At 43.8% G+C, this 12078-nt stretch carries 15 protein-coding genes; 9 read left to right on the top strand and 6 right to left on the bottom strand.

All coding sequences use genetic code 11. The features are described 5' to 3' along the window. Nucleotides 1-40: 40 nt before the first annotated feature. Together ACFPRA_RS17825 and ACFPRA_RS17820 are read right to left on the bottom strand one after the other, a co-directional pair. Nucleotides 41-343: a hypothetical protein gene (locus tag ACFPRA_RS17825; protein ID WP_381437715.1), complete on the bottom strand. Its 303-nt coding sequence runs from the start codon at nt 341-343 to the stop codon at nt 41-43. A gap of 70 nt (nt 344-413) precedes the next feature. Next, nucleotides 414-782 carry a DUF5412 domain-containing protein gene (locus ACFPRA_RS17820; RefSeq protein ID WP_381437713.1) on the bottom strand — a complete coding sequence of 123 codons (369 nt, stop codon included), beginning with the start codon at nt 780-782 and terminating at the stop codon, nt 414-416. Nucleotides 783-945: 163 nt separating this feature from the next. On the opposite strand from ACFPRA_RS17820, the gene ACFPRA_RS17815 reads away from it, so the two are divergent. Then, nucleotides 946-1383 (top strand): MarR family winged helix-turn-helix transcriptional regulator, encoded by a 438-nt coding sequence (locus tag ACFPRA_RS17815; protein ID WP_381437711.1) that lies wholly within the window; start codon nt 946-948, stop codon nt 1381-1383. Next, the gene (locus ACFPRA_RS17810) at nt 1370-2035 is read left to right on the top strand and encodes a YczE/YyaS/YitT family protein (RefSeq protein ID WP_381437708.1); all 666 of its coding nucleotides are present in this window, start codon (nt 1370-1372) and stop codon (nt 2033-2035) included. The genes ACFPRA_RS17815 and ACFPRA_RS17810 overlap by 14 nt, the downstream gene beginning before the upstream one ends. 19 nt (nt 2036-2054) lie before the next feature. On the opposite strand, the gene ACFPRA_RS17805 is transcribed toward ACFPRA_RS17810, so the two are convergent. Beyond that, nucleotides 2055-3221: a PstS family phosphate ABC transporter substrate-binding protein gene (locus ACFPRA_RS17805; RefSeq protein WP_381437706.1), complete on the bottom strand. Its 1167-nt coding sequence runs from the start codon at nt 3219-3221 to the stop codon at nt 2055-2057. Nucleotides 3222-3430: 209 nt separating this feature from the next. On the opposite strand from ACFPRA_RS17805, the gene ACFPRA_RS17800 reads away from it, so the two are divergent. Continuing rightward, a complete protein-coding gene (locus ACFPRA_RS17800) occupies nt 3431-3748 on the top strand; it encodes a DMT family transporter (protein WP_381437704.1) in 318 nt (105 codons plus the stop codon). A 9-nt stretch (nt 3749-3757) separates the two neighbouring features. Continuing rightward, complete coding sequence (locus tag ACFPRA_RS17795; protein WP_381437702.1) at nt 3758-4102, top strand: DMT family transporter; 345 nt, start codon at nt 3758-3760, stop codon at nt 4100-4102. Between the two features lie 44 nt (nt 4103-4146). Here ACFPRA_RS17795 and ACFPRA_RS17790 read toward each other — a convergent pair whose 3' ends face one another. From ACFPRA_RS17790 to ACFPRA_RS17780, 3 genes are all read right to left on the bottom strand, one after another. Then, complete coding sequence (locus ACFPRA_RS17790; RefSeq protein ID WP_381437700.1) at nt 4147-4341, bottom strand: YwbE family protein; 195 nt, start codon at nt 4339-4341, stop codon at nt 4147-4149. Between the two features lie 499 nt (nt 4342-4840). After that, complete coding sequence (locus ACFPRA_RS17785; protein ID WP_381437697.1) at nt 4841-5233, bottom strand: hypothetical protein; 393 nt, start codon at nt 5231-5233, stop codon at nt 4841-4843. 46 nt (nt 5234-5279) lie between these two features. Next, nucleotides 5280-6857, bottom strand: a complete 1578-nt coding sequence (locus ACFPRA_RS17780; RefSeq protein WP_381437695.1) for an amidohydrolase — start codon at nt 6855-6857, stop codon at nt 5280-5282. Nucleotides 6858-6944: 87 nt separating this feature from the next. Here ACFPRA_RS17780 and ACFPRA_RS17775 point away from each other — a divergent pair, with 87 nt between their 5' ends. The 5 genes from ACFPRA_RS17775 to pstA all read left to right on the top strand — a co-directional run bounded on the left by ACFPRA_RS17775 (nt 6945) and on the right by pstA (nt 11762). Further along, the gene (locus tag ACFPRA_RS17775; RefSeq protein ID WP_381437692.1) at nt 6945-7385 is read left to right on the top strand and encodes a YtoQ family protein; all 441 of its coding nucleotides are present in this window, start codon (nt 6945-6947) and stop codon (nt 7383-7385) included. Nucleotides 7386-7591: 206 nt separating this feature from the next. After that, on the top strand, nt 7592-8365 hold the full coding sequence (pstB, locus tag ACFPRA_RS17770) for a phosphate ABC transporter ATP-binding protein PstB (RefSeq protein WP_381437884.1): 774 nt from the start codon (nt 7592-7594) through the stop codon (nt 8363-8365). A gap of 432 nt (nt 8366-8797) precedes the next feature. Further along, nucleotides 8798-9805 carry a PstS family phosphate ABC transporter substrate-binding protein gene (locus tag ACFPRA_RS17765; protein ID WP_381437690.1) on the top strand — a complete coding sequence of 336 codons (1008 nt, stop codon included), beginning with the start codon at nt 8798-8800 and terminating at the stop codon, nt 9803-9805. Nucleotides 9806-9919: 114 nt separating this feature from the next. Continuing rightward, nucleotides 9920-10876, top strand: coding sequence for a phosphate ABC transporter permease subunit PstC (gene pstC, locus ACFPRA_RS17760; RefSeq protein WP_381437689.1), 957 nt, complete (start codon nt 9920-9922; stop codon nt 10874-10876). A gap of 1 nt (nt 10877) precedes the next feature. Further along, nucleotides 10878-11762, top strand: coding sequence for a phosphate ABC transporter permease PstA (pstA, locus tag ACFPRA_RS17755; protein WP_381437686.1), 885 nt, complete (start codon nt 10878-10880; stop codon nt 11760-11762). Nucleotides 11763-12078 lie beyond the last annotated feature (316 nt).

Genomic DNA, 12078 nt, shown 5'->3' with positions numbered 1-12078 from the left:
CCTTTTCCCCCGTTAGTCAAATTTGTCTGAGTTGAACTTCTTATTCAGGATAAAGCCAAGGGATAGCTGGAGGCATACCAGCTTCAGGCAAAAGGTAGGCAACTATGAAAAAGAAACAAATCAATAAGCCAAAAAGTAAAATAATTAAAGAGAGGAGTTGTCTTGTTTTTGAAATAAGTCCATATAAACCACAAAGAGCACTTGCTAATCCTATAAACAAATCAAAAAATGCGAAGATGTATACCGTGTAATTGTCGAATACAAACGACCTAATGAAGCTAAAGATGGTTATTGATAAGATAAACACAGTTTGTAATAGTAATCCCCAAAAAGGAATGCTCAAATTTATACCTCTCCTATTTTATGAATTCCCACTTTTTTCATTTCAGATAACTGAATTTCAAGTGAGTTCGTTATTGTCTCCGATAATCATAGACCTCTTTCCGCACATCAAGTTGAACACCGTTGATCAATACCGTGTGTTGATCTATCCAAATAACATCGGCTGTCTCTTCGCGGTATTGCCAATAAATATTTTTCCGTTTATCTTTCTTTTTATGATAAACTACTTCCCCTTTAACAGCGTATGATACCGTCGCACCACCATTTGCTAAATAAGTGTTCACGGTATAATCACCATTCGGAGAAACCGTTTCGGTTAGCAACTCTCCCTTTGGCAGATGATTGAGACTCACAAAGAAATAGTAATAGAGACAAAAAAGAAAGACAGCACCCCCTGCCAATAACGCCAATAAAATCTTCATCACTTTAGTGACCTTCATCATCACACCCCCATGACATACAAGACGCCATGCATCATACAAATGTTTCCAATTCATATGCCGATGCTTCACCAATACCATACATGCGCTACAAGTAGTTGACTAATCAACCAATTGTCTCATATAATTGACTAGGCAACTATTTAGAAAAGGAGCAAGATTCATGCACGATCAAGTTTTTCATGATTATCTTCAGCTTTCAAGGCTTTTAGTCAATAAATTGAATGAACAACTAACAGAAAATGAGTTTTACCATTCTCAATGGCTCGTCTTGAACTATTTAAAAAACTACGGTGCTTCTACACTTGTTGACATTTCCGATTACCTGCATGTGGAAAAATCTGCGATTACAAGAACGGTTAACCGATTGGAGCAAAATCAGCTCATCATGCAAATTCCATCCAAAGACAAGCGGCAACGAAAAATGCAGCTAACGGAGAAAGGCGAAGAAAAATTTGCATTGGGCCGTAAAACGGTGGTAGAAATCGAATCGCAGGCCTTGCATGGCATTTCTCAAGAAGAACAAAAACATTTTTTTGAGACGCTTTCTAAAATTAAACACAATCTCAACAATGGAGGATCATCCGTTGAAAAACAATAAAATAATAAAAGATATAGCCATGTTCGTATTTGGCTTGTTTGCAATGGGACTCGGCGTGGCTTTGGTCACCAAATCCCAATTAGGAACTTCCCCCATTACGAGTGTCCCTTATGTCCTGAGTATGATATTCCCGTTATCCATTGGACTATTCGTTCTTCTGATCTGTGCATTCTTCCTACTCATTCAAATTATGATTTTAAAAAAGGACTTTCAAAAGAAACAATATCTTCAACTTTTGGTCGGACCCTTATTTGGACTTTTCACCGATTTAGGGATGTATATATTCAGCTTTGTCACGCCAACGAGCTATATGGCAAAAATCATTGCTTTATTGCTAGGTTGCATTGTGCTTGCCTATGGAATTTATCTACAGATTTCAGCAAAAGTAATTGTGAATCCAGGAGAAGGTCTAGTCATTGTCATCGCTCAAAAAATCGGGAAGGAATTTGGCATCGTCAAGATTGTATTCGACTTCACTTTGATTTTCATCGCACTAGCTATTTCACTCTATTCGCTCGGCTCTGTACAAGGTGTCCGTGAAGGCACCATCATTTCGGCATTTCTTGTCGGTTATATCATTCGTATTTTCAATCGGATTGCACAACATGTCCGCAATAGGAAATTGGAAGTTCAGGAAGCGGTCACTTCCTGAACCTTTCTGTTCACATCACTTATCGAATCGACACATACCCCGTCTTTTCTACAATTTCCTGCCCTTGATCCGACAAAATCCATTCGATAAACGCATCGATATGCGGGTTGTCACTACCTGCAGTGATCACATACAATTCGTTTGTAATCGGATAGTCACCGGAGCGGATTGTTTCTTTTGTCGGTTCAACATCATTGATGGCAAGTAAACGGACGCTATTGTTTTGCGTCATTTCCGTAGAATAGTATCTGAACGTATACCCAATCGCATTGTTATAGTTTTTATAATCAGCTACTTGGTCGATGATTGTACCCATTAGTGACGCTATGTCCTCGACAGGTGGATCCATGATCGGCACGTCTCCCATGAACTGCTGAAGCGCTGTCTGGCTACCGCTGTCTTCTGGGCGTTGGAAGGCACGGATTTTCTTTCGCTTCCCGCCGACTTCTTTCCAGTTCGTGATTTCCCCGGCATAGATGCCTTTGATTTCATCAACTGTCAGACTTTTGATAGGATTTTTTTCATTGACAAAGAACACAAATGCTTCTTTTCCAATCGGCGTCAGTTTCAGTTCTTTTCCTAAACGATCCGCCTCCGCCAACTGATTGGCGGATGGGGCTAACGCGAAAATTAGATCGACCCGCCCATTGATCAAATTATCGTAAGCCTCCCCTGTCCGGTTCGACATCACTTCACTCTTATACGGGTAATATTCCCTCTCTGGATAAATCGCTTGTACAAATGCCGAGTATACGGGATAAAGAGCAGTGGCACCGTCTATGACGGGAAGATTATCATCAATCTTCAAGGTCGCCTTCTCATCGAGCGTCACCGCTTTCGATGTTTCTGTGAAAGGTGCATACTCGAATAGATCTACATAGCCATCTCTGACAACCGGCCTTGTCTTATCATAAATACCGGGGATCATATACACCACTGAAAGCACGATTGCTCCAACGAGTACTCGGTAGATGACCTTTTCATGTTTCCTCCGATTGAACCCCCGGATGATCATCATAACTCCCAGCGACACATACAGCACCGCAAGAAGCGGCAATACAAACAACAGCCCCGCAAGCCACAAGAAAATGGCGCCGCCTAGTACAAATGGCAATAACAAGCCCATAATGACAATGACGTAAATCACATCTCCCGCTTTCGCCAACTTATTTCTCTCTTTCTGCAAGACACTTTCCCCCTGTCCACACAGTTTTGCTGCTACTAGTATACACGAAAAATAGGAATATTCCGGTATTTCATCCGCTTAATTGATGAATAAAGAACATTCAATAGCTCGGTACTAAATCTCCATTCGAAACCATTATTTGTGATTCGCTCTTTATTTGATTTACAATATAGGTTGGTGTGAAAATCGCTCGTATTGGAGGATGCGGAATGAGTGGCTATGTATTATTAAGTATTGCCATACTGGCTGAAGTGTTTGGCAGTTCGATGTTGAAACGAACGGAAGGCTTCAAGAAAATCGTGCCGACCATCGGCGTGGTCGTTGGGTATGTGGTCGCCTTTTATACATTGTCCTTATCGCTTCAAACATTGCCCCTCGGCCTTGCGTATGCAATTTGGGCAGGTGTTGGGACCGCGTTGACGGCACTGGTTGGCGTCGTCTTCTATAAAGAAGAGATGAATCTAAAGAAATCGGTGGGCATCTTGCTTATTATTGGCGGCGTTGCGCTACTGAATAGCGGACTTTAGGAGGTACTGATGAAAGGATATCTTTACTTAAGCATTGCGATTTTCACAGAAATCATTGCAACCATGTTCTTAAAACTATCTGAAGGTTTCACAGTTCTGATCCCTTCCATTATTGTGGTCATTGGATACGGCGTTTCCTTCTATTGTCTTGGGAAAACATTAGCTTTCTTGCCACTTAGTTTAGCCTATGCGATTTGGTCTGGTCTAGGCACCGCACTCACCGCAGTGCTCGGCGTTTTATTGTTTGACGATCCGCTTAGCATTGGATTGGTTTTCGGCATTACGCTCATTATTGGTGGCGTTGTTTTGCTCAATGCGCCTTCTGGTGAAAAAGCAGATAAAGAAACAGCATAGATACAGAAGAAGAAAAGTGCCTCCTTTTCTCCTTCTGTCCATTTTCATTCGAGTATGTCGCACACCCGTCCGACTTGTCCATCTTCAAGCCGTACTTTGATGCCATGCGGGTGAAAACTGGAGTTCGTCAATAAGTCTTTCACAACCCCTTCCGTCTTCACGCCTGTTCGCTGGTCTTTCTTTAAAATGACAGCCACTTTCAATCCTGGTTTGATATCTGAACGATTTTGTCCATTCATTGGTTATAGTCCTCCTCTCTTTTCTGAATCACGCTTTGAACGACGTGCGCTAGGCCTGTATGCAGTCGTCCCTCCTCATGATTGCCTTCCCGATACGGAAGTGTTTTACGAAATAGCCAATCAATCACGCCTCGGCGTGATTGCGTCCAGATTTTGAATTGCGAATCGAACGGCGAAGGGTTCGATTCGCAATTAACTCCTTTCAAAATCTGTGACATCCGTCGGTGGCTTGGGCCAACAGGATGTTGATCACTCAGGCGTTGCCAATCAAACAGCGAAGGGTTTGATTTGCCTTAATTTCTGCGGTTTTTTGCAGAAATTAAGGCACTTTCATTCAGGACGCGGCGACCTTAGCCTGAGTTCCTCTATTCAGCAGGGAGTTTGGACGCTCTCTGATTGAAATGCATTCTGGCATTCATCCCGCCACTTATGGAAGTGGGGACTTCTGTAGCTGACGCTTCGCTTTCAGTACAAAAAGATTTGCTGAATCAAGTTAAACTCACTCTTGGATTTTTTCGGTTTCTCCTATTTCGCCCGCTACGGTTCTTTGTGCTACAATCACACCCACCACTCCCCCAATAAATGCGAATAGAAAGCCGGGCCAATTGAATAGCAGTCCTGAAAGAAGGATGATGATAAAAAAATTTAGGAATGATGGTCGCCAAAGCAGAAGAATACCAAGCAGTGTAATCACTACGCCAACGATGCGCGCAGCATCATAGATTAAAACAATCGGGCTTAAGAACTTTAGAATATCCCTGTAAATCGGATAACGTTTGGCGTCCTCCAATGATTCGTTGAACTCCCGAATTTCTGTGGTCATCGTCAATATCGTAATAATTCCACCTATGATCACCAACAATCCTGGTATCCACTTGAATAACTTCATCATCAAACGAACATCTCCTATCACACCGAGAGCATCATTTCTTAAAGGATTATGCGCTTCCCCCTCTATACATCACTTCACCCGCTACAATCGTCATCACAACGTGTGCATTCACAATCTCTTCCTCATCCACCGTGAATAAATCCTTATCAAGCACTGTGAAATCAGCGTCGAATCCAACTGCAAGTTTACCACGGACGTCCGCTTTACCGATTGTGTCTGCACTGCCAGTTGTAAATAAACCGACCGCTTCAAAGCGGCTCAGTTTTTCATTCGGCAAATAACCTGTATGGCTTTCGCCCGGTTTACGACGGGTTACCGCTGCGTAAATGCCGAGCAACGGATCAACGTCTTCGATCGGTGCGTCGGACCCGCCACCACAAATGAAACCTCGGTCGAGCAAACTTTTCCATGCATATGCCCAATCAAGACGGTCTTCCCCAAGTCGATCCATCACCCATGGAAAATCGGAAGATACGAATATCGGCTGCACATCCAAGATGACCGGTAGTTTCCCCATCCGTTCAACCAGGTCATCGCGCAGCACATTGACATGAATCAGTCGATCACGCTTCCCTTCCGGAACCGGATGTTTCTCTATGGCATCTAGCGCTTTCTCCAATGCTGCATCCCCTATGACATGGACAGCAATCGCTTCCCCATGCTTTCTTGCTAGCGCCACAAGCGCATCAATCTCTTCATCCGTCAAGACGGTGATCCCCGACGTCTCAGGGGTATCTGCATAAGGCTTGCTCAATAATGCCGTTTTTCCACCCAAGGCACCGTCTATGAAAAACTTCATCTCCCCTAATTCAATCCAAGGTTCTTCTGACGTCACTTCGTCTTCCATCATCTGTTCGAAAACAGTTGCCCTCCGTAACAAATGCGCACGAAATTTTTGCTCTGGACCGATCACGTTTTTAAATGCTTGAAGCGGATTGGTGTAGTCACCGTAATAGCCGAGATCATCCGTCACCGCCCCTGTTAAGCCAAGCGCCAACAAATCATCGACCGATTTCCGCAAGGCATGGGTCACTGACTCTTCCGTTGGCTGCGGCATGAGCTTCAAGACGAAGTCCATCGCGCCTTCTTTTAAATAGCCATTCGGCTCGCCGTTGTCATCCCGCACAATGACGCCATCTTCTGGGTCCGGTGTCTCTTTCGTAATACCTGCAAGGGCAAGGGCCTTCGAATTGACGAGCGCCGCATGCCAACAAGTCCGTTTCAGAATCATTGGTGAATCCGTCACCTGATCCAGTTCATAGCGTGTGAAAATCTTTTGATCCGGGAAATTGTTTTCATTCCACCCTTCGCCAATGTACCACTCGTCCGCTTTCAATCCTTTATGCGCCCCAAGTAACTTATCCATCATTTGTTCAGCGGAAGTCGCTTTCGACAGATCAAGACTGAGCAATTTTTCCCCATGCCCAATCATATGCATATGACTGTCGATGAACCCCGGATAAAGAACTGCCCCTTTGAGATCGACTTCCTCATCGGCTTGTTCTTTCAAAGCTCCATATGTTCCGATTGCAATGATCTTGCCGTTTTCTGTGAGTAGCGCTTCGATCTGTTCACCTTCTTGCGCCATCGTATACATTGTACCGTTATGCCAAACTGTTCTCATTCAAACGCCCCCTGTCCCTACTCTTATTCTAAACTTTCCGCCAACGTTCTGCTACAATGGAGCTGAGTATAGAGGAGGGATTGAAGTATGAGACTGACCGTTTACTTAGCTGGGGAAATCCATAGTTCATGGCGCGAAGAAGTGAAGTTGAAAGTGGCGGCACTGAATTTGCCGATCGATTTTGTCGGTCCGATGGAAGACCATGATCGTTCCGATAATATCGGGGAAGAAATATTAGGCGAGCAACCAAATGCAATTTTCAAAGACGCCGCAGCATCCAGCTTCAATAATTTACGAACAGAGCTATTAATGAAGAAAGCTGATCTGGTCATTGCCTTATTCGGAGAAAAGTATAAGCAATGGAATACGGCGATGGATGCAAGTAGCGCCGTTGCATTCGGCAAACCGCTCATCCTTATCCGGAAAGAAGAGCATCACCATGCACTTAAAGAACTATCCCGCAAAGCACACGCTACCGTCGAAACAGTCGACCAAGCCGTAAAAGCATTGCATTATATTTTTGAATGAATCTAAAGGACTCCCTCTATGGGGGTCTTTTTTCATTTACGAAATCTTTACACTCTATTCATACTCCCTCAACATTCTCTGGGTATGATAAATAATGCAATAACTACGACAACTACTCATACACGTCACTATAGATTCCAACATCATTTAGGAGGATACTCATGACCTTACAATTAGAACGTAAAGAGGATGTCCAATTTCGTGTGATGAAAAACACGAAATGGAACAAACCCGTCTACGAAACAAACGGCTTGAATCTTTGGTACGGTTCGACGCATGCCTTAAAAAATATTGAACTGTCCATTAATGAAAAAGAAGTCACGGCGATTATCGGTCCTTCCGGTTGCGGCAAATCCACTTACTTAAAAACATTGAATCGAATGGTTGAATTGGTACCCGATGTCTCCATTTCTGGAAATCTTACATTCAAAGGCAAGAACATACTAGGCAAGTCAGTGCCAGTAGAATTATTACGTTCCAAAGTAGGCATGGTGTTCCAAAAGCCAAACCCTTTTCCAAAATCCATTTATGAAAACGTAGCATTCGGTCCAAAAATCCATGGCATCCGCAACAAAGCGATGCTCGATATGGTCGTTGAAGATAGCTTGCGCAAAGCCGCATTATGGGATGAAGTGAAAGATCGGTTGCACTCCAGCGCCTACGGACTTTCCGGTGGTCAGCAACAACGACTTTGTATCGCCCGCTGCCTGGCAGTCGACCCAGAAGTCATTTTAATGGACGAACCGACTTCCGCACTTGACCCGGTATCGACACACAAAGTGGAAGAACTCATCGACTCGATCAAAAACGATGTGACGATCGCCATCGTAACGCATAATATGCAACAAGCTTCTAGGATTTCCGATCGCACAGCTTTCTTCTTAAACGGAGAAATCATTGAAGTCGATCGCACATCCGTCATCTTTAGCAATCCGACTGATCCTTTGACAGAAGACTATATCAACGGACGCTTTGGTTAATTACCCAAAAGCGCAGGACGCCTGCTTAGACGCGACAGGCACAAGGCAATCCTGCGAAGTGGTGTTCTTTGCCACACAGCAGGATTGACTATTAAGGAACGCAGTCTAGGTTCGCCGCGTCCTGAAAGTGCCTTAATTTCTGCAAAAAACGCAGAAATACGGCAAATCAAACCCTTCGAACGACTGCGTAACTCACATCCTGTGAGCCTCCGAGCGGCTGGCGTCCGGAGTCTAGACGGGAATTTGCGGAAGACATCTAGAAACAAGTATGTTGAAAGACTTGTTTCCAGATGTCTTTTTTGTTACTTTTAGTCTATTTTACAATACATTTACATTACTCTCATACTCGCTTTACATTCAACTACTATACTTACTTTTAGAAAGAGATCATCTTTCTAAAAAATAGATCCGTTTTAGGGGAGGACAATTCAGATGAAACTCAACAAGTATCTTTTGTTCCTAGTATTGGCTGCACTTATGGCAATCGTTGCAGCATGTGGGGCAGATTCAAATGAAGAAACACCGGACAACACAGATTCATCCACACCAGACACTGAGGCGAATGGTGATGCAAATGATGAAGCAGCTGCTCTAGAAGGTAGTGTAGTCATCGATGGTTCTGGTACTGTTTATCCATTAATGGCAAAAATCGCAGAAGAATATATGTTGAATGAACAAGAAAATGTTTCCGTCGAAGTGAGCCGTGCTGGAACAAGTGCCGGTTTCAAAAAATTCCTAGTCGAAAACGGAACAGACTTTAACGATGCGTCCCGTAACATTAAAGACGAAGAACAAGCTGAAGCAGATAAACTCGGTATCGAAGTGAAAGAATTGAAAGTTGCCCTTGATGGACTTACTTTTGTCATCAACAAAGACAATGACTGGGCTACAGAAATGACTCCTGAACAATTGATCAGCATTTTCAAAGCTGACGGCGGCGTACAAAAATGGTCTGATATCAATCCGGACTGGCCTGCTGAAGACATCAAGCCAATGGGTCCAAACGAAAACCACGGAACATATGAGTTTTTCTATGAAAGCATTCTTGATAAACAAGATCTAGTCAGCACTGTAAACCTTCAACAAGACTACTCGACACTAGTCAACCTTGTTTCTGAAGATAAAAACGGTATTGCGTTCTTCGGATTCGGTTACTATGTAAACAACCAAGACAAGCTTGCTGCTGTAAGTGTAGATTTCGGAAATGGCGCTGTTGAACCATCACTTGATACGATTGCAGAAGATGGCGACTATGCTGATTTCACGCGTCCAGTATTCACTTACCTGAATGTCAATCATGCAAAAGAAAAGCCACAAGTTCTTGATTATGCAATCTATGCGATGAACAGCGTTAACACGTTTGCTGGCGAAACAGGTTTCGCACCAATCCCTGATGCAGAAGCAAAAGAGAACGTAGACTTCTTAAATAGCTTGAAATAATCACTGGTGAAGGGGATATTCCCTTCACCTTTCGCCCTGTCTTCCCCTAATTTTTAGTTATATTTCCCATAAAAACTGAGCCTTTAAACAAGTTTAGAAGGAGTGCCTTGCACAATGTCCATTAACAGCAATCCAGCGAGACAGAAAGACATCAATATCAGAGATTTGATCGAGCAAAAAAGACAATCTAGAAATTTCAAAGATCTCTTTGAAAAATCAATCCCAGTCATTCTGTTCTTAATTGCTTCTGTTTCCATTTTAACGACGATCGGGATCATTTACACATTGCTATCCGAAACAATCGAATTTTTCAAGCGGGTGCCGATTATTGATTTCTTCACGGGCACCGTGTTGAAACCCCTTAGCCAAACACCCGAATTCGGTGTGCTTCCACTGATCATGGGGACTGTTACTTCTTCCCTCATCGCGATGGTCGTTGCGGTGCCAATCGGTTTGATGACGGCTATCTATTTGAGTGAATATGCAGCGGATGGTGTAAGAAGAGTGTTTAAACCGCTGTTGGAAATTCTTGCAGGGATCCCGACAATCGTTTACGGTTTTTTCGCTTTCACTTTCGTCACGCCATTGTTGCGGGAATTCATTCCCAGTCTACAAGCTACAAATATTTTAAGTCCCGGCATTGTCATGGGGATCATGATCATTCCGATGATCGCTTCCTTATCAGAAGATGCCATGCGTTCCGTTCCCAACGCGATGCGTGAAGGAGCGCTCGGGTTAGGGGCGACGAAATTGGAAGTGACAAGAAAAGTTGTCATTCCTGCCGCGTTATCAGGAATTATCGCCTCGTTCGTGCTCGGAATTTCACGGGCAATCGGTGAAACGATGATCGTGACGATTGCAAGTGGTAGTACGAAAAATTTCACGTTTGACATTACACAATCCATGCAGACCATGACGGCTTATATTGTAGAAGTCACCGGTGGAGATGCACCAGCCGGATCGACGATCTACTACAGTCTTTATGCTGTAGCGATGACGTTGTTTGTGTTCACACTGATCATGAATGTCATTGCACGATATGTTTCGCGTAAATTTAGGGAGGAATATTAAGATGGTACAAGTGAAACCGAGTGTTGTTATGAGAAAAATGAATATGCGCTTACGATTGAATTCGCTGTCCAAATTCATTTTCCTACTCGCTACACTTTTAGGACTCGTTGTTCTTGCTGTATTGATCTATCGCGTCGTCTCTCAAGGGATTGGCTGGATCAATTTCGATTTCTTGACAGGAAAACTTTCTACTCAACCTGAACGGGCTGGCATTATGGGCGCGATTCTCGGCACCTTTTGGTTAATGCTTGTCGTCGCTCCTGTTACGATGTTTTTAGGTGTCGGTACAGCCATCTATTTGGAACTGTACGCGAAAAAAGGGCGACTACAAGCTCTCATTCAAACGAATATTGCCAACTTGGCAGGCGTTCCATCCATCGTCTATGGGATCTTGGGGATGACTGTTTTTGTCAGAGCATTGGACTTCGGCAATGTTGTATTGGCAGGTGGTTTAACGATGTCCCTACTCATCCTTCCCATTGTCATTGTTGCAAGCCAAGAAGCCATTCGAGCAGTGCCCAACCCGCTAAGCGAAGCATCTTACGGAATGGGCGCAACGAAATGGCAGACCATCAAAAACATCATTTTGCCAGTTGCCCTGCCCGGCATTCTAACTGGCGCAATTTTATCGCTATCACGCGCAATCGGAGAAACAGCACCATTAGTCGTTATCGGTATACCAGCGCTACTCCTTCCTTTCCCAGGAGGCATTCTCGACAAATTCACAGTGTTGCCGATGCAAATCTACTACTGGACACTCGATTCTTCATTAGTTGCTGAATATGCGAACCTAGCTGCGGCAACTATTCTTGTATTGCTTATCGCCTTGCTCATTCTCAACTCAACAGCCATCTTCATTCGAAACAAGTTCCAAAAAAGCTACTGATCAAATACCGCCAAGCTGAATCGCTTGGCGGTATTTTTGAGTTTGCTACAGATATTAGGTATGTGATTGAGCGTTGCTAGCACGGGTTTAAGCGTCAAACGAGGGACTTTGGGCGATTGATGCATACTTTGATTGCTGGAGTCACACTTTGATCACTTGGCTAGCCGCTTTGAGCGTACGACACGCACATTGATCACTTACAAGCCGCTTTGAGCGCACGATACGCACATTGATCACTTACAAGCGGGTTTGAGCGCACGATACGCACATTGATCACTTACAAGCGGGTTTGAGCGCCAAACGAGGGACTTTGAGC

This window comes from Sporosarcina soli, from assembly GCF_042655805.1.
Classification (GTDB): Bacteria; Bacillota; Bacilli; order Bacillales_A; family Planococcaceae; genus Sporosarcina; species Sporosarcina soli.
This window is presented reverse-complemented; position numbering and strand designations above follow the sequence as displayed.

Coding starts and splice junctions, on each gene's coding strand:
- ACFPRA_RS17775 (WP_381437692.1), top strand. CDS start 6,945: ATGAGACTGACCGTTTACTTAGCTGGGGAAATCCATAGTTCATGGCGC.
- ACFPRA_RS17785 (WP_381437697.1), bottom strand. CDS start 5,233: ATGATGAAGTTATTCAAGTGGATACCAGGATTGTTGGTGATCATAGGT.
- ACFPRA_RS17800 (WP_381437704.1), top strand. CDS start 3,431: ATGAGTGGCTATGTATTATTAAGTATTGCCATACTGGCTGAAGTGTTT.
- pstB (WP_381437884.1), top strand. CDS start 7,592: ATGAAAAACACGAAATGGAACAAACCCGTCTACGAAACAAACGGCTTG.
- ACFPRA_RS17820 (WP_381437713.1), bottom strand. CDS start 782: ATGAAGGTCACTAAAGTGATGAAGATTTTATTGGCGTTATTGGCAGGG.
- ACFPRA_RS17780 (WP_381437695.1), bottom strand. CDS start 6,857: ATGAGAACAGTTTGGCATAACGGTACAATGTATACGATGGCGCAAGAA.
- pstA (WP_381437686.1), top strand. CDS start 10,878: ATGGTACAAGTGAAACCGAGTGTTGTTATGAGAAAAATGAATATGCGC.
- pstC (WP_381437689.1), top strand. CDS start 9,920: ATGTCCATTAACAGCAATCCAGCGAGACAGAAAGACATCAATATCAGA.
- ACFPRA_RS17815 (WP_381437711.1), top strand. CDS start 946: ATGCACGATCAAGTTTTTCATGATTATCTTCAGCTTTCAAGGCTTTTA.
- ACFPRA_RS17790 (WP_381437700.1), bottom strand. CDS start 4,341: ATGAATGGACAAAATCGTTCAGATATCAAACCAGGATTGAAAGTGGCT.
- ACFPRA_RS17795 (WP_381437702.1), top strand. CDS start 3,758: ATGAAAGGATATCTTTACTTAAGCATTGCGATTTTCACAGAAATCATT.
- ACFPRA_RS17765 (WP_381437690.1), top strand. CDS start 8,798: ATGAAACTCAACAAGTATCTTTTGTTCCTAGTATTGGCTGCACTTATG.